Origin of the sequence: Streptomyces winkii, assembly GCF_032248595.1 — a bacterium.
In the GTDB taxonomy this organism is placed as follows: Bacteria; Actinomycetota; Actinomycetes; order Streptomycetales; family Streptomycetaceae; genus Streptomyces; species Streptomyces winkii.
Map to the genome: position 1 here is coordinate 104,128 of NZ_JASTTH010000013.1, position 15,873 is coordinate 120,000.

Annotated in this window: 13 protein-coding genes; 7 read left to right on the top strand and 6 right to left on the bottom strand. The window is 73.6% G+C overall.

Annotated elements, in window-relative coordinates; genetic code table 11:
- The first annotated feature begins 120 nt into the window (after nucleotides 1–120).
- The 4 genes from QQM67_RS30255 (at nucleotide 121) to QQM67_RS30270 (ending at nucleotide 4,394) form a co-directional block, all read left to right on the top strand.
- Nucleotides 121–1,020: a fumarylacetoacetate hydrolase family protein gene (locus QQM67_RS30255; RefSeq protein ID WP_314178552.1), complete on the top strand. Its 900-nt coding sequence runs from the start codon at nucleotides 121–123 to the stop codon at nucleotides 1,018–1,020.
- An 87-nt stretch (nucleotides 1,021–1,107) separates the two neighbouring features.
- Entirely contained in the window at nucleotides 1,108–1,869 is a 762-nt protein-coding gene (locus QQM67_RS30260) for an alpha/beta fold hydrolase (protein ID WP_314178554.1), read from the top strand.
- 135 nt (nucleotides 1,870–2,004) lie between these two features.
- Entirely contained in the window at nucleotides 2,005–3,237 is a 1,233-nt protein-coding gene (locus tag QQM67_RS30265; RefSeq protein WP_314178556.1) for a metal-dependent hydrolase family protein, read from the top strand.
- A gap of 326 nt (nucleotides 3,238–3,563) precedes the next feature.
- Complete coding sequence (locus QQM67_RS30270; RefSeq protein WP_399067951.1) at nucleotides 3,564–4,394, top strand: hypothetical protein; 831 nt, start codon at nucleotides 3,564–3,566, stop codon at nucleotides 4,392–4,394.
- A 45-nt stretch (nucleotides 4,395–4,439) separates the two neighbouring features.
- Here the strand turns inward: QQM67_RS30270 and QQM67_RS30275 are convergent, their stop codons facing one another.
- Nucleotides 4,440–5,381: a GntR family transcriptional regulator gene (locus QQM67_RS30275; protein WP_314178559.1), complete on the bottom strand. Its 942-nt coding sequence runs from the start codon at nucleotides 5,379–5,381 to the stop codon at nucleotides 4,440–4,442.
- A 113-nt stretch (nucleotides 5,382–5,494) separates the two neighbouring features.
- Between QQM67_RS30275 and QQM67_RS30280 the strand changes: the two genes are divergently transcribed.
- Both QQM67_RS30280 and QQM67_RS30285 read left to right on the top strand, forming a co-directional pair.
- Nucleotides 5,495–6,379: a (2Fe-2S)-binding protein gene (locus QQM67_RS30280; protein WP_314178562.1), complete on the top strand. Its 885-nt coding sequence runs from the start codon at nucleotides 5,495–5,497 to the stop codon at nucleotides 6,377–6,379.
- A gap of 160 nt (nucleotides 6,380–6,539) precedes the next feature.
- Entirely contained in the window at nucleotides 6,540–7,625 is a 1,086-nt protein-coding gene (locus QQM67_RS30285; RefSeq protein ID WP_314178564.1) for a DUF2637 domain-containing protein, read from the top strand.
- A gap of 132 nt (nucleotides 7,626–7,757) precedes the next feature.
- On the opposite strand, the gene QQM67_RS30290 is transcribed toward QQM67_RS30285, so the two are convergent.
- Nucleotides 7,758–10,046: a protein phosphatase 2C domain-containing protein gene (locus tag QQM67_RS30290; protein ID WP_314178566.1), complete on the bottom strand. Its 2,289-nt coding sequence runs from the start codon at nucleotides 10,044–10,046 to the stop codon at nucleotides 7,758–7,760.
- Nucleotides 10,047–10,195: 149 nt separating this feature from the next.
- Here QQM67_RS30290 and QQM67_RS30295 point away from each other — a divergent pair, with 149 nt between their 5' ends.
- Nucleotides 10,196–10,585, top strand: coding sequence for a PPOX class F420-dependent oxidoreductase (locus QQM67_RS30295; RefSeq protein ID WP_314178567.1), 390 nt, complete (start codon nucleotides 10,196–10,198; stop codon nucleotides 10,583–10,585).
- A gap of 65 nt (nucleotides 10,586–10,650) precedes the next feature.
- Here the strand turns inward: QQM67_RS30295 and QQM67_RS30300 are convergent, their stop codons facing one another.
- The 4 genes from QQM67_RS30300 to rsgA form a co-directional block, all read right to left on the bottom strand.
- Complete coding sequence (locus tag QQM67_RS30300; RefSeq protein ID WP_314178635.1) at nucleotides 10,651–12,297, bottom strand: AlkA N-terminal domain-containing protein; 1,647 nt, start codon at nucleotides 12,295–12,297, stop codon at nucleotides 10,651–10,653.
- Between the two features lie 85 nt (nucleotides 12,298–12,382).
- Nucleotides 12,383–13,642 (bottom strand): MFS transporter, encoded by a 1,260-nt coding sequence (locus QQM67_RS30305; protein ID WP_314178569.1) that lies wholly within the window; start codon nucleotides 13,640–13,642, stop codon nucleotides 12,383–12,385.
- Nucleotides 13,643–13,776: 134 nt separating this feature from the next.
- Nucleotides 13,777–14,340: a hypothetical protein gene (locus QQM67_RS30310; protein WP_314178637.1), complete on the bottom strand. Its 564-nt coding sequence runs from the start codon at nucleotides 14,338–14,340 to the stop codon at nucleotides 13,777–13,779.
- A gap of 218 nt (nucleotides 14,341–14,558) precedes the next feature.
- Complete coding sequence (gene rsgA, locus QQM67_RS30315) at nucleotides 14,559–15,662, bottom strand: ribosome small subunit-dependent GTPase A (protein WP_314178639.1); 1,104 nt, start codon at nucleotides 15,660–15,662, stop codon at nucleotides 14,559–14,561.
- Between the last annotated feature and the right edge of the window lie 211 nt (nucleotides 15,663–15,873).

Below are 15,873 nucleotides of genomic sequence, written 5' to 3' on the forward strand. Positions count from 1 at the left end.
CCAATCAAGACCAATGAGGAAGTTCGCTGCGGGTGCTCACTCACGTATCGACATCTCCGGTGCGGAGGCGTACGGTCACCAACGTACTGATTGGTTCAATTGGTTCAGATTGGTGCGCCGATGAAGCTGGTGACCTTCTTCCCTGCCGGGGCCTCCGACGGCGTGGGGCCTCGGGTCGGCGTGGTGGACGCTGACGCCGGTGAGGTACGCGACGTCAGCGGGCTGCTGCCCGAGGGTGCGGGCGTCCTCGAAGTGATCGAGGGCTGGGCCGAGTTCGGCTCGGTGCTTGCCGAGCGGGCGGGCGCGCTGCGGGCGCAGCCGCTGGACTCGGTGCGGCTGCTCGCTCCGATCCCTCTCCCCCGGCGCAACATCTTCTGCGTCGGGAAGAACTACCGCGACCACGTGGCGGAATTCGGCCGCAGCGGCTACGACCAGCCCGACCGCTCGGAGGCGCTTCCGGAGTTCCCGGTCGTCTTCTCCAAGGCCACCACGTCGGTGACCGGCCCCTTCGACGACATCCTGTCCCACTCGGAGGTGACGTCCGAGTTGGACTACGAGGTCGAGCTCGGCGTGATCATCGGCACCGGCGGTCGCGGCATCTCCCGCGAGGCCGCGTTCGGTCACGTGTGGGGCTACACGATCATCGACGACTTCACGGCCAGGGATCTTCAGCGCAATCACAAGCAGTGGCTGCTGGGCAAGTCGCTGGACACGCACTGCCCGATGGGCCCGTACGCGGTCTCGGCCGAGGAGATCGGCGACGTGACCGCGCTACAGGTGGAGAGCCGTGTCAACGGCGAGACCCGCCAGCTCGCCATGGTGAAGGACCTCATCTTCGACATCCCGGAGCTGATCGCCACGATCTCCGCGGGCATCACTCTGCAACCCGGCGACATCATCGCCACCGGCACTCCCGCCGGAGTGGGCATCGGCTTCGATCCGCCGAAGTTCATGGTGTCCGGCGACGTCGTCGAGGTGTCGATCACCGGGCTCGGCGCGCAGCGCAACCGCGTGTCGTGACCGGTCCTGCCAGGCCACCGCTCCCCTGACCAACCGAGAAGCCCAGCTCACCAGGGCGATCCAAGACACCTACGACGAGGGAGAGTTGTGAACGTTAACGGCAAGGAACTGGCCGTCGAGATCGAGGGCGAGGGGCCGGCGGTCCTGTTCGTGCACGGACTGGGCGGGACCTCGAACTTCTTCCAGGTACAGGCCGACGCCCTGTCCGGCTCCCACACCGTGATCCGTGTCGACTCGGCCGGCGCCGGCCGCTCGGCGACGGCCGGCGGGATCAGCATCGAGTCGCACGCCGACGACCTGTCCGGCGTGCTCGACCAGGCAGGCGTCGCGTCCGCGCACGTCGTCGGTCACTCGATGGGGACGCTGGTGGTACGGGACTTCACGCGCCGGTACCGCGACCGGGTCAGCTCGCTGACCCTGCTCGGCGCCGTCCGCGAGCCCGCCGAGGCCGCACGCCAGGCACAGCGCGACCGGGCGGCGGTCCTGCGGGAGAAGGGCACCGCAGCCGTCGCCCCCGGCGTCGTCGCCAACGCGCTGTCCGAGACCACCCGCGCCGAGAAGCCCGAGGTCGCCGCGTTCGTCCGCGAGTTGATCATGCGCCAGGACCCGGAGGGCTACGCCCGCAACTGCGAGGCCCTCGCCGACGCCACCGACCCCGGCCCGGTCGACCCCGCGCTGCCGCTGCTGCTGATCACCGGCGACGAGGACAAGGTCGGGCCACCCGAGGCCAGCCGCGAGCTGGCCTCGGCCCACGGCTCGGCGACGGTCGACGTCCTGCCTCGCGTCGGGCACTGGACCGCCGTCGAGGCCGCCTCCCCGGTCACCGACCACCTGCTCAAGTTCCTCTAGACCTGCTCAAGTTCCTCTGGACACGCATCCGTTGGATACCGCATCCGTCAGCGCCCGCCAGGGCGCACCCGCACGGACGGCCCCGCCGCCCGGTCACCGCACCACAGAGAACCCTCAAGGAAGAGGCGGTGCATCATGCCCACCACGACCAGCAAGATCCTGTTCCGCGATGTCTCGGTCCTCGACTCCACCGGCGCCGACCCCTATCCGGGCGACGTACTCGTCGAGGACGACCGCATCACCGCCGTCGGCACCACCGACCCGGACGCCGCCCACGGGGCGCGGGTCATCGAGGGCCGCGGCCGCACCCTGATGTCCGGACTGTGCGACGCCCACACCCACTTCACCTGGAACAACTCCGCCGACCTCGACGGTCTGGGAGGCATGCCGGTCGAGGAGCACCTGCTGTTCGCGATCGAGTCCGCCAAGACGTACATCGACTCCGGCTACACCATGTGCCTGGGCGCGGCCTCGGCCAAGGAGCGGCTCGACGTCGTGTGCCGCGACGCGATCAACTCCGGCCGGATACCGGGGCCGCGCTACCTGGCCAACGGCCCGGAGATCGCCGTGACCGGCGGCGCGCTGATCAAGTCGATCACCAAGTTCGCCGACGGACCGGAAGGTATGCGCAAGGCCGTCCGCGAGCTGATCGACATCGGCGTGGACCAGATCAAGCTGTCCATGACCGGCGAGGAGATCACCGGCACCCAGCGGGCGGAGGACACCTACTTCTCCGACGAGGAAGTCGCGGCGGCGGTCGCGGAGGCGCACCGGCGCGGCAAGCGCGTGTGCGCCCACGCCCGCAGCGCCGAGAGCGTGAAGATGTGCGTGCGCAACCACGTGGACATCGTCTACCACGCCAGCTTCACCGACGCCGAGGGCATGGACATGCTTGAGGCCAACAAGGACTGGGTGTTCGTCGCGCCGGGCATCAACTGGCTGGTCGCCACCCTGTACGAGGCCGAGGCGTTCGGCTTCCCGCAGGAGGCGGCCGAAGCCGTCGGGTACAAGAGGGAGCTGGAGATCGCGATCCCGGGCCTGCGCGAGATGCACCGCCGCGGGATCAAGGTGCTGCCGGGCGGTGACTACGGCTTCGCCTGGACCCCGCACGGCACCTACGCCCGCGACTTGCAGCACTTCGTGGAACTCCTCGGCTTCACCCCGATGGAGGCGATCATCTCCGCCACCGCCTGGGGCGGCGAAATCATGCTGCGGCCCGACGAGTTGGGCAAGGTCCAGCCCGGCTACCTCGCCGATCTGCTGCTGGTCGACGGCGATCCCCTCGCCGACATCACGATCCTTCAGGACAAGTCGAAGCTGCACTGCATCATGAAGGACGGGAAGTTCCACAAGGAGGCCGACAACTAGAGCGGCCACACCTCCAGCGCTCCGGGCGAGCGGCGACCCCGGCCAGGCCCCCACCGTCTGCCCTCGGCCCGACGGGCGAACAGTCCGCCGGCGTCACGGGGCCCGGGTCGCCTGGAGCGAGTCCGGGCGTACGAGCAGGAGACGCAGCGGACCGCCCGTAAGACGGCTTAGCGGGCGGTTTGCCCCAGGCTGTGGTTTGCATTCAAGCGCGCCGAGTAAAACTTTGTGAACTGTTTCACAGCAAAGACTTGGCCGGGTCCCGCACTCCGTGCTGAGATGCGCTCACATCCGGCTCGAAGCTCAACGGTGCGCTTGGGAGGGCAACTGTGGCGGAAACCGCCATGTCACGTTCGGTGCAGCTGGAGACCGGGGACGGCGAACCGTCTCCGGTGTTCGGTGGTGGCGCACCGCCGGAACAACCGGGCAGGGCGTCGCCCGTGGACGGCGCGGTGTGGCGGTTGCGCTCACGCGGCTGCTGGGAGGACGCGGCCGCGCTCCTGGAGCCGTACGCGGCGGCGGACACGGCTGCATCCCTGCGGCGGGCCGCGCTGCTCGTGGAGCAGTGCATGTTCACGGGCGACGGCTGGGACGCCGCGGAGTCCGCGCTTCGCGGTGCCGAGGCGCTCGCCCAGGACGACGAGGAGCGCGGGGCCGCCGCCTGCGAGCGCGGCCAACTGGCCTACACGGCAACGGTGCTGGGTGTGCGCGACCGCTCCGACGAGGCACGCGCCGCGCTCGGCAGGGCCGCGGCCCTGCTGCCGCCGACCGCACAGGGCCGGGCCATGCTGGACTACCGGCGCGGGCTGCTCGCCGAACACCTCAGCGACACACCGCAGTCGGCGCTCGCGGCGTACCGGCGTGCGCACGCCGCGGCCACCGCGCTGGACGACATGCTGCTGTGCTCCTTCACCTGGCGCCATCTGGCCGGGCTCGCGCTGCGGGACGGCGAAGTGGCGGAGGCGCGGCACGGGTTCACCGAATCGCTGCGGCTGCGCGAGGAGTTGGGCTTCCTGGTCGGCATGGCGCCCGCGCTCACGGCCCTCGCCGACGTGGAGCCGGAGCCGGAGGCCACACGGCTGCGCGAGGAGGCGGGGCGTCTCTTCCGGCTGCTGGGCGGGGTGCCGGCCTGGCTGGCCGAAGAGCTGCCCTCGGCATGAACTGCGGCCCGGGCCGCCGCCGTTCGGTGGCGGCCCGGCGCTCGTTCACGCCGTCACATGCGCCCGCATGAGGCGTTCCACGGTCGTGAGGTCGCGGGTGCGAAGGGCGTCCAGCAGGGCCATGTGGTCGGAGGCGTCCCGGACGAGTTCCTGGGTGCGCAGCGACGGGGCGGTCGGAGCGGGGCGGCGCTGTGCGCGGCGCTGTATGTCCGCCGCGATGGCGACGAGTTGGCGGTTGCCGGTGAGTTCCAGCAGGGCGCAGTGGAAGGCGCAGTCGGCGTCGGCGTAGGCGGCACGGTCGCCGAGGTCGGCCACGGCCAGGGTCTCGTCGGCGTACGGCCGGAGGCTCTCCCAGCACTCCGGCGGCATCGTACGGGCGGTCTCCAGCACGGAGGGGATCTCCAACAGGACCCGTATCTCTGCAAGTTCGGCCAGATCGCGGTCGCTGCACACCGCTATGCGGAAGCCGCGGTTGGGCACGGTCTCGACGGCGCCCTCGCATACGAGCCGCTGCATCGCCTCCCGTACGGGCGTCGCCGAGACGCCGAGGCTCTCGGCCAGCGCGGGCGCCGAGTAGACCTCGCCCGGGGCGAGTTCGCCGGAGAGCAGGGCCTCGCGCAGGGCGGCGAGCACCTGTGCGCGCACGGAGTGCCGCTCGGGCTGCTTCGTCTGGCGGGGGCGCCGGTGCCGGCCGGGCGAACTCTCCGCCGGCGGCCGGGAGTCCGGGACTTGCGCGGTCCGGGAGTCCGGGACCTGCGCGGTCCCGGCACGCTCGTCCGGCTCGCGGCGGGTGTCCGCCGGCGTCCGTGTGCCTCCCCCGATCTGCGGCGGAGGTGGCTCGCTGTGCACATGCTCGCCCCGTGCCCCCTGGTCGTCGTCGGCCCCCGCGGGGTGTTGCTCTCCGGCCGGCGCCGGACGGTGGGGGCGGTGGGGGTGGAGTGCGGCACGTCCCGCCCGTACGGGCGCATCCGCTGCGGTCTGCTCCATGTGCCCTCCAGGTCTCGCTGTGCACCATAGGCCGACCCGGCGCGAGATCAAACCTCCGCTGCATCGGCTAAGGTAAGGCTTACCTGCCGTTGATCTCGATCGGTGGTCCGCCCATGGCCGTGCCCACGTTCGCCCCCGCCGCCGCTCCCGCCCCCGCAGAGTCCTCCGCAGAACCCGCCGCCACCTCGCCGTTCACCGCGGCGTACGCGCGGCTGACCGCCGTGTTCCCGGGGCTGCGCGTGCGCGAGACCGGGCCCGGCGGCGGCCTGCCGGACGGCCCCCAGTGGGTTCCGGCCACCCGGCTGGCCGAGGACGGGCGGGCTCTGGAGGCGTACCTCTCCCAGGAAGCGGAGCAGGCTCTGCGGGACTACGGTCGCCGGCCCCGCCCCGACGTCGTCGCGGCCTTCGGTCTGCACCGGTACGCGTGGCCGCTCTGCCTCCTCGTCACCATCCCCTGGTTCCTGCACCGGCGTGTGCCGCGCCTGCCGGCCGAGGCGGTCGCCTTCCGTCGTACGCCCGCCGAAGTGGCCGTGCGCATCGGGGAGTTCGCGTGCCTTCCGGACGACCCGGCCGTACGCGTGCCGGGTGCGCGCGCCGTTCCGGACGAGGAGGCGCTGCGCGCCGAGGTGCGGGCGGCGATCGCGGAGCACCTCACCCCGGTGCTCGAAGCGTTCCGCCGCCGCTTGCGGCGCGGCCCGAGGGCGCTGTGGGGCATGGCGACGGACGAGATCACCGAGGGGCTCTGGTATCTCGGCCATCTCCTCGGCGAGGAGCAACGCGCCGTACGCGAGGCCGGGTTGCTGCTTCCGGGCGGCACACATCCGTACGCGCAGGCCGCCGGTTTCCGTGAACTGACCGGCACGCACGGCGAGTTGCTCTCCACCCGCGACAGGGCGAGCTGCTGCCTCTACTACACGCTGCGCCCCGAGGACACGTGCGTGACCTGTCCCCGTATGTGCGACGCCGAGCGCATCGCGCGGCTGTCCGCGAGTCGCTGAGAATTTCGACCCCAATCGCCCAACTCGGTCCCCGCTGGGCCCCGTTGGCGTTCAGTTGCGCCGAATCCCCCGTGATGTGCCGCCCGCTGCGCCAGGATGCGTCGCGTCAGAGCGGAGCAGGCCGGCGCGAAGGGCGGCCGACGGGCGGCAAGGGGATCGGATGACAGTGACGGATCTACGGCTGGCGGGGGCGGTGGCGGGCGCGGTACTGCTCGCCGGTGCCCTCGCCGCGGTCGTGCTGATGGTGCGCGGGAGACGAGCGGACAAGCACTCGGGCGGCGAGGACGGCTTCTCCGCGGACTCCTGGGAGCAGATGGAACAGCGCCGCCGCCGCAAGGAGACCGTCTATGCGACGGCCGCGTATCTGCTGCTGTTCTGCTGTGCGGCGGTGGCCGCGGCGCTCTCCTTCCACGGCCTGGTCGGCTTCGGGCGGCAGAATCTGCGGCTGTCCGGCGGCTGGGAGTACCTGGTGCCGTTCGGTCTCGACGGCGCCGCGATGTTCTCCGCCGTCATCGCCGTACGGGAGGCCAGCCATGGCGACGCGTCGCTCGGATCGCGGCTGCTCGTATGGGCGTTCGCGGGTGCGGCCGCCTGGTTCAACTGGGTGCACGCGCCGCGCGGCGACGGGCATGCCGGGGCCCCGGAGTTCTTCGCCGGGATGTCGCTGTCGGCGGCCATCCTCTTCGACCGCGCGCTCAAGCAGACGCGGCGTGCCGCGCTGCGCGAACAGGGCCTGGTGCCGCGGCCGTTGCCGCAGATCCGGGTCGTACGGTGGCTCCGCGCTCCCCGCGAGACCTTCCGCGCCTGGTCGCTGATGCTGCTGGAGGGCGTACGGACGCTCGACCAGGCGGTCGAGGAGGTACGGGACGAGCGCCGCCGGAACGAGCAGGAACGTCTCCGCCGTCGCGAGCAGCACAAGCTGGACCGGGCACGGGTGAAGGCGCTGGGCCGGCAGCACCGGGGGCGCGGCGGCCGCGGGCGCGGCGCGGAGGAAGCCGGCGCCGCGGGCTCCGCCTCCATCCCGGCCCCTGCCCCTGCCGCGCAAGTCGCCGCGGCACCTGCGGAGTCCGCCGTGCCGCCCGCGCCGCGGAGCGCGCAGCATGCGAACGGCTCGGGGCCGGGCGCCGGGGCCGGTGCCGGTGCTGGGGCCGGGGCTCGCGGCGACGAGAGCGGGGTCGGGACGGCGGGGCCGCGACTCGACTCGCTGGAGGAGAAACTCGCCGAGATCGAGCGGCAGTTCGGCTGAACGCCGGCGGGCTCGGCGGGTGTTCGCCGGTCGTTCATCTCGCGCACCGCGAGCGATCTCCACAGGGCGCGAGCGTGGGGCGACCGGGACGCGACCGTGGGGTGCCGGGTACCGACGTCGCGTGCTGCGGCGTCAGTTCTCCCAGACCGCCACGGCCGTACGGTCGTCCGCGTAGCCGCGTACACGGAGTTGAACCTCGGCGAGGAACGCGGCGAGGCCCGGAGGTTCGTCGCGTTCCGACCACGACTGCGCCAGCCGCTGAGCGAAGGCGGGCTCGGCCCGCAGCGGCTCGGCGAGGCCGGGGCTGCACAGCAGCAGCGTGTCGCCGCGCTGTGCGACGGTCGCCCGGAAGCGGAACGGCTCGGCCTCAGGGCGGACGGGCGGCGGCAAGGGCGGCGGCGCGGCCCCGGCCGCACCCGCGACGCCCGGCGGGCCCATCGCGGAGGGGCCCATGGAGGACATCGCGGAGGACGGGCCTGCCGGGGCGGACCCGCCGTCGCCGGCGTACGGACCGGACGCGCCGGGCACACCGGGTCGGCCGGATACGGTGGCCGGAGGGCCGAACTGGGCGGCTCCGCCCGGCCGTTGGATGCCCGGCTGCTGGATGCCCGGCTGTCGCGCCCCCTCCCGCCGGGCGCCCTCCTGACGGCCCACGGGAACGCTGAGCGCCGCGGGGTCACCCAGCTCCGAGGGGTCGAGGGCGTCCAGGTCGGCGTCCTCGGCGGAACCGCCGTCGCCCGGAGAGCCGTCGTCCCGTATCCGCAGGCCCGGCTCGATGTCGCGCCACGTACCGGAACGCAGCCGGAAGAGGCCGCCCGCACCTGAGCCGAAGAACACGCGCGTGCGGCACCGAGGGTCGGCGGAGAGCAGCAGACAGCGCAGATCCGCCGTGTACTCCTCGGGCTGCAACTCCAACGCGGCCGCCTGGGCGCGGAGTTTGCCGTAGCACCGGTCGGTCAGCCGATGCAGACCGGACTTCAGGGCGTCGCGCCGGTCCGCCCGTATGTCCTCCGCGAGGCGGGCGTGGCTTCTGCCGACGACGCCGCCTATCGAGTGGCAGATCTCGCGGGCCGCGCGGTGGCCGCCGGTGGCGGCCCGGCCGCCCGCGGCGACGGCGACCAGCAGCAGCGCGGACTCCCCCGAGCCGAACCGCGCCGTCAGCAGGGCGTCGCGGCGCAGCGCTCCGCGGTGCCGGGCGGAGTCGCCGCGCAACGAGGCGGCGCGCAGGGTGAGTCCGCCGTAGTGGGCGCCGTCGAGCACGGTGTCGGGGACGAGTTCGGAGAGGGAGGCGGGGTCGGCCGCGGGGAAGGTCGCGGGCTCGGCCTCGTACGTCGGCGGGCGATCGCCGACGTGGTCCGGGCTCGGCGGAACCTCGGCTTCGGCGAGCCCGTCGCCCGGCTCGGCGGGCGCGACCGTCTCCGGGCCCTCGACTCCGGCCGCGTCAGGGGCAGTTGGCCCCGCTCCTCCTCCCTGGCGAATCGGACCAGCGGGCGCGAGGGCCTCCGGGCCCTCGACTCCGGCCGCGTCAGGGGCAGTTGGCCCGGCGCCTTCGGCTCGGCGCCCCGGACCAGCGGGCGCCTCCGGACGCGCCTCCTGGCCGACCGGCTGCCGCTGCGGCGGCTGTTCCGGCTCCGGCGACGTCTCCGGCCCTGGCCGGGGCTCCGGTTGAGGCCCCCGGAGGGGCTCCGGCCCCCGGGTCCGTTCCGGGCCGCGCTGTGAGCGGGGCTGGGGGTTCGGCTGGGGGCTCTGTCGCGGCTCCCGCTGCGAGTTCGGCTGAAGGTTCTGCTGGAGGTTCGGCTGGGCGAGGGGTCCGCCCGCGCGGGGGTCGGGCGGCTGTTCCTCGGCGGGCCCGCGCTCCGGCTCCCGGGCGGATGCTCCGGGCGGCTCGGGCTCCGGCCCGGCGGACGGCTCACAGTCCTCTTCCCGTACGGGCGCAGGCTCCGGGGCCGTGTCCGCCCCCGCACGGCCGTCCTCGGGGCCGACGTACGGAGCACGCTCCGGGTCACGCTCCTCCGTCCCCGCGGACCCTCCCACCGCAGCCCCGCCCGGAGCGATGGCCGGACCCACCGTGCGCCGCACGGACGCATACCGGTCGTCCAAGGTGTCCCCGGAACCGCCGCGCCCCGAGTCCGGCGAACCCGCGTCGCCCGCGGACGGCTCGCCGTCCTCATCCCGTACAGGCGCGGACTCCGGGGCGGCGGCGTCCTCGGAGCCGTCGTACGGGCTGCGCTCCTCCGTCCCCGCAGCCCCGCCCGGAGCGATGGCCGGACCCACCGTGCGCCGCACGGACGCATACCGGTCGTCCAAGGTGTCCCCGGAGCCACTCCGCCCCGTGTCGGGGGAGCCCGGGTCGTACAACTGGCTCCACCAGTCGTCCTGTTGACCGGAATGCGGACCCCGTGGCCACCCCTGCTGACTCATGCCCATATTGTTGCCCCGCCCTCGGGGCGGGCATGACCGCTTCCGGTACGAGGACGGACGCTGCGTCCCGCGGCGCAGGCCCGAAGCAGCAGACCCTGTTCGGACCGGCGCCCGATGCGCGAGCGCGCGGAGCGTGTGAGCCTTCCCGCATGAGCGCTACCACCCGCAGGCGCGGCCTCAACGAGGCGGAGCGCGCCTACCTCGCGAGTCAGCGGCTGTGCCGCATGGCCACCGTGGACCCCTCAGGGCAGCCGCAGGTCAACCCCGTCGGCTACTTCGTCCAGGACGACGGCACCATCCTCTCCGGCGGCTTCGACCTCGCCGGAACCAAGCGCTGGCGCAACCTCCACGCCAACCCCCGCCTCTCGCTCGTCGTCGACGACCTTGTGAGCGTGGACCCTTGGACGGTGCGCGGCGTGGAGATCCGCGGCGAGGCGGAGCTGCTGACCGGACCGCACGACCTCGCGCCCGGAATGAGCGACGAGCTGATCCGCGTTCACCCGCACTGGGTGCACAGCTGGGGGCTCGACGGCTCCTGAGGGACACGGCGGCACGCACCGTCAGGCTCATGGGGCCATGGGGCCCATGAGGCCCATCACGCCCGTCAGTTCGCGGGCCCGGCGGCCGGGCTGCCGCCACCGGACGCGACGTGCCACAGGTGGTGCAGGGCGTACGAGCGCCACGGCCGCCATGACCGGGCCCGGTCCGCGCTCGCGCCGCTGCGGGCGAGCCCGTGCCGCACGCCCACGTCGCCGTCGAGGAAGACGTCGGGGTCGCCGAGCGCACGCATGCGCACGTAGCCCGCGGTCCACGGGCCGATGCCGCGCAGCGCCAGCAGCGCCCGCTCCGCCTCGTCGCGGTCCGCTCCGGGATCGAGCGCCACGGTGCCGTCGGCGAGCGCCTCGGCGACGGTGCGCAAAGTGGCCCGCCGCCGCTCCGGCATGCCCAGCTCGCCGAGGGGTGCCGAAGCGAGGGCGCCGGCCTCCGGGAAGAGGTGGGTGAGGCCGCCGTCGGGCGAGGCGAGGGGCTTGCCGTACGCGGCGACGAGGCGCCCCGCGAGCGTACGGGCGGCCGCCACGGTGATCTGCTGCCCGAGCACGGCCCGTACGGCGAGCTCGTGCGGATCGGCGGTGCCGGGCGAGCGCAGTCCGGGGGCGGCCTCGACGAGGGGGCGCAGGACCTCGTCGGCGCCGAGGCGTTCGGCGACGGCGTACGGGTCGGCGTCCAGGTCGAACAGCTGCCGCACGCGCTGCACGGCGGTCGTCAGATCGCGCAGATCCGCGAGATGGAGGCGGCAGTCGAGCCACTGGCCACGCCCCTGTCCCCCGTCACGTCCCTGCCCACCGTCACGTCCACTCCGCTGTCCACCGCCCTTCCCGCCCGACCGCTCGTCGATCTCCACGATGCCGGTGCCGTAGGGCAGTTGCAGCGTGCGCCTGTACGTGCGGGCGCCGGGCTCTCCGGTCATCTCCTCGATGCCGGGGATCGCGCGCCGCTCCAGGAAGCCGAAGATCTGGCCGTGTGCGTACGGTCCGCGGTGTGCGAGGCGCAGCGGTACGCCGGTCTGTCCGGGACCGTCTCCACTCTCCCGGTCCCCGTACGCGTCCCGCTCCCTGTTGCCGTCCCCGTTCCCGTCGCCCGCTCCGGCGCGTGCCAGGGCATGCATGGCCGGGTCGAGCGGACCGTGGCCGCCCCGCCTCGCCGCGCCGCGCAGTGCGCTGGGGGTGCGGGCGTAGATTTCCCGCATCGTGTCGTTGAACTGCCGCACGCTGGCGAAGCCCGCGGCGAACGCGACCTCCGTGACCGGCAGCGGCGTCGTCTGGAGCAGGACCCGCGCCGTGTGCGCGCGCTGTGCGCGGGCGAGGGCGACCGGCCCGGCGCCGAGTTCGGCGGTGAGCTGACGATGAACCTGCCGGGCGCTGTATCCCAGACGGGCGGCGAGACCCGCGACGCCCTCGCGGTCCACGACGCCGTCCCCGATCATGCGCATCGCACGCCCCACGAGGTCCGCCCGTACGTTCCACTCCGCCGACCCCGGGACCGCGTCCGGGCGGCAGCGTCGGCAGGCGCGGAAGCCCGCTCGCTGTGCGGCCGCCGCGGACGGGTAGTAGCGCACGTTCTCCCGCTTCGGGGTGACCGCCGGGCAGCTGGGACGGCAGTAGATGCCGGTCGTACGCACTCCGAGGAAGAACACCCCGTCGAAGCGCGCGTCCCGGCTGCGAACCGCTTCGTACCTGCTCTCATCCGTCATCACACCCCCGAGTGTGCGCCCCCGCCGGACCGTGCACTCGCGGAAATCGGACGCCTACCCGCGGCGCCGGCGGCGGCCCCGGGCGCTACTCACTGCCGGACTCCAACACGGGCTCCTGCTCCGGCTTCCGGACCGGCTGCCGGACCGGCTTCCGGGCCCCGTGAGGCCCGGACCGCAGCACGACGAGCGTGAGCGCGATCAGCAGATACGGGACGGCCGCGAGGACGAAGAGCGTGCTGTGCTCCCACAGCCGCGACCCGAGTGCGTAACCCGCGCACACCAGAACGGAGATCACCTCGGCGCCGAAGCCCGCCACCGAGCTGACCGTCGCGCGGGCGCGGTCGGTGACCCGGTCCTGGAGCATCGCGTCACAAGTGACCATCGCCCACTGGAAGATGCCGAAGGCCAGCGCGAGCAGCACCACGCCCGCGGGACCGCTCACCGCGCCCGCCGCCAGCGCGAGCGCGGCCACCCCGAGCGCCGGACCGAGCAGCCGGGCGCCGCGTCCCGCACACCAGCCGCCCGCGGCCACTCCCACCGTGACGAGCAGCATCAGCAGCGGAACGGACGACTCGGCCACGTCCATGGAGGCGATCAGCAGCGGCACGTACTCGTCGATCATCAGTGCCCCCGTCACGGCGGAGCTCAGCAGTACGGCGTCACGGGCGGCACGGGAGCCGCGCAGCTCGCCGAGCCCGGCGCGGAGGAGCGTGAGGAAGCCGGGGTCGTGCGCCGCAGCCGCACCCCCACTGGCGCCGGTGTCGGCACCAGCACCGGCCGTCTCTTGACGCGCTCCCCGCGATTCGGGGAAGGAGCGGCCGACGAGCGCACCGAGCACGCAGACCGCGACGCTCGCGGACCCCACCGCCGCATAGCCACCGAGGTGCAGCACCGGTCCGGCCAGGGCCGTCGCGACCATCATCGCCGTCGTACCCATCGCCTGAGAGCGGCCCATGAGGCGCGCGTACGAGCCTTCGGCCCGCGCGCGCCCCAACTCCTCGTACACCAGGGCCTGGAGCGTCCCCGAGCACAGCGAACTGCCCACGCCCCACAGCACGAACCCGGCCGCGAAGGCCGGATACGAGGGCAGGAACGTCCACAGCGCGTAGCCCGCGCCCGTGACGAGCGGGGCGAGGATCAGCAGACGGCGGCGGGAGAAGCGATCCGCCCACAGCCCGGACGGCACCTCCACGACGAACGTGACGCACGACCAGATGATGAAGAGCGTGGAGATCTCGGCCGCGGACAGGCCGTGTTCGGCGAACAGCAGCGCATAGACCGGATAGAGAAGGATCAGGTCTTCGAGGAACGCGTACGCGTAGAGCCTGCGGGCAAGCCGGGCCACTGCGGTGGCGGGCGCCGCCTTCCCCGCAGTCGTCTCGGAGACGTCACGTGAAGCTCAATGTCGCCAGGTCATGCGTCGAGCCTACGGCGGGCGCGGGCTCGGGGCACCCCGTTTTCCGACCGTGCCCGTCCCCCCTACGCCTCCTGCTGCCCAGGCTGCTCCCGCCGCCCCAGCGGCTCGTTCCTCGGCAGCCGCTGGAGCAGCCCCCACGAGAACTCCGCGACCACGTCGTGCCGCTCCCCCGACGCGTCCGGCGCGACGAAGCCCAGCCCCCAGCGCGTGGGTGCCGAGCCCTCCAGCGGCCGTGCGGGCGCGAACGCACGGGCCGCCTCGTCGACGGTGCAGGACCAGGGACGCAGGTCCTCGACCGTACGCAGATCGGGCCCCTGCGCCCCGGGAGCGCGCACCAGCCACTCCGTGACGACGCCGCCGCCCGGAACCGCCAGCACCTCGAAACGCAGGTCCGGCCAGAGCGGCACCGGCCAGGCCAGCGCCTCGCAGTCGAGGTCGCCGAGCGGGCGCGCCTCGCTCCGCTCGGGCGGACCGAGCACCGAGCGGTAGCGTCCGACCGCGCTGCGCCGCCCCCACGGCGAGTGCAGCATGGCCTGCCACCGGCGGTTCGCCTCGCGCATCTCCGCGCGCCCGGAGCCCAGTTCGGCGAGGGCTTCCAGGACGAGGTCCTGCTGGAAGTCGGCCATCCTGCGCAGCAGTACGAGCTGGAACTCGCGGGGTCCGAACGTGGTCAACGGAGAGGCCCTTCGACGGTGGACGACGCCCCCGTGAACGACATTCGGGGCGAGGCGCGGGACGGCCGGCGCCCCGGGCGCCCTGGACGGACGGTAGCAACCGTCCCCCCAGCTCCCTCGCCCGTCCCGTCCGGACCCTCCCGTCCGACCCGTTTCACCCCTGCCTCGCCTCATGGCTTGCGGCGCGGTCCCCGCTTGCGTTCCGCGTTGTGCCGGCCGATCGCCGACATCTCCTTGAACCGCCGCTTCTGCTCCGCCCGCAGCCGCGCGTCCGTACGGGCGGCGAGGCGCGCGTTCTCGCGGAGCAGCTTCCGGTAGCTCTCCAGCCGGCGGGCCGGAAGCGTCCCGTCGTCGACGGCGGCGAGCACCGCGCAGTCGGGCTCGGACTCGTGGGCGCAGTCGTGGAAGCGGCAGTCCCCAGCGAGCGCTTCGATCTCGGAGAAGGCGCTGCCGACGCCGTCCTGCGCGTCCCACAGGCCGACGCCGCGCAGCCCAGGCGTGTCGATGAGGACGCCGCCCCCGGCCGACTCGGGCAGCGGCAGCAGATCCCGGGTGGTCGTGGTGTGGCGGCCCTTGCCGTCGCTGTCGCGGATGGCCCGTACGTCCTGCACCTCCTCCCCCAGCAGCGCGTTCGCCAGCGTGGACTTGCCCGCGCCGGACTGGCCCAGCAGTACGCAGGTGCCGCCGGCGATGACGGCGGCCAGCACGTCGAGGCCGTCGCCGTCGGCGGCGCTGACGGTCAGTACCTCGACGCCCGGCGCCGACTCCTCGACGTCGGCGGCGAGTTGACGGAGCGTCTCCGGATCCGCGACGAGGTCCGCCTTGGTGAGGACCACGAGCGGCCGGGCGCCGCTCGTCCAGGCGAGCGCGAGGAACCGCTCCACGCGCGGGAGTTCGAGCTCGGCGGCGAGCGACACGGCGATGAGGGCGACGTCGACGTTCGCCGCGAGGACCTGGCCCTCCGAGCGGTTGGTGGCCGTCGAGCGCACGAAGGCCGTACGGCGCGGCAGCAGCGCCCGCACCTCCGGCGTGCCGCCCGCTCCGCCGCCCGGGCCCGGACCGCCCGGGTGGACGGCGACCCAGTCGCCGGTGCAGACGGCGCGGGTGGGGTCGGAGGTGGCGACGGGCGCGGTGCCCGCACGCAGGACCCCGTCGGCGGTGACGGCGTCGCAGCGGCCGCGGTCGACGCGCAGGACGCGGGCGGGAAGCAGCCCCTCGTCCTCGTACGGGGCGAAGGCGTCGGCGACGCGGTCGTCCCAGCCGTAGCGCAGCAGCGGATGGCGCGGCGCGGACGGACCGTAGGCCCGATCCGGACCGGACGACTGGCCGGAAGCCGGGACGGACGCCGGGCCGGACGCCTGGGACGGTTCCGGCGCGGAATCAGCTGAATCAGAGGAGAGCGGGAGATGCGAGTGGCGCGGGGTGGTGTTCGGTGAGTTCACGGGAGTGACCCTTCGCGAAGGGTGGCTCCGGCCACGTGTGCGT

Bases quoted from the DNA above. Each gene is read 5' to 3' on its own strand.
- QQM67_RS30280 (WP_314178562.1), top strand. From the start codon at position 5,495: ATGGCCGTGCCCACGTTCGCCCCCGCCGCCGCTCCCGCCCCCGCAGAG.
- QQM67_RS30300 (WP_314178635.1), bottom strand. From the start codon at position 12,297: ATGACGGATGAGAGCAGGTACGAAGCGGTTCGCAGCCGGGACGCGCGC.
- QQM67_RS30290 (WP_314178566.1), bottom strand. From the start codon at position 10,046: ATGAGTCAGCAGGGGTGGCCACGGGGTCCGCATTCCGGTCAACAGGAC.
- QQM67_RS30275 (WP_314178559.1), bottom strand. From the start codon at position 5,381: ATGGAGCAGACCGCAGCGGATGCGCCCGTACGGGCGGGACGTGCCGCA.
- QQM67_RS30265 (WP_314178556.1), top strand. From the start codon at position 2,005: ATGCCCACCACGACCAGCAAGATCCTGTTCCGCGATGTCTCGGTCCTC.
- QQM67_RS30285 (WP_314178564.1), top strand. From the start codon at position 6,540: ATGACAGTGACGGATCTACGGCTGGCGGGGGCGGTGGCGGGCGCGGTA.
- QQM67_RS30310 (WP_314178637.1), bottom strand. From the start codon at position 14,340: ATGGCCGACTTCCAGCAGGACCTCGTCCTGGAAGCCCTCGCCGAACTG.
- QQM67_RS30295 (WP_314178567.1), top strand. From the start codon at position 10,196: ATGAGCGCTACCACCCGCAGGCGCGGCCTCAACGAGGCGGAGCGCGCC.
- QQM67_RS30255 (WP_314178552.1), top strand. From the start codon at position 121: ATGAAGCTGGTGACCTTCTTCCCTGCCGGGGCCTCCGACGGCGTGGGG.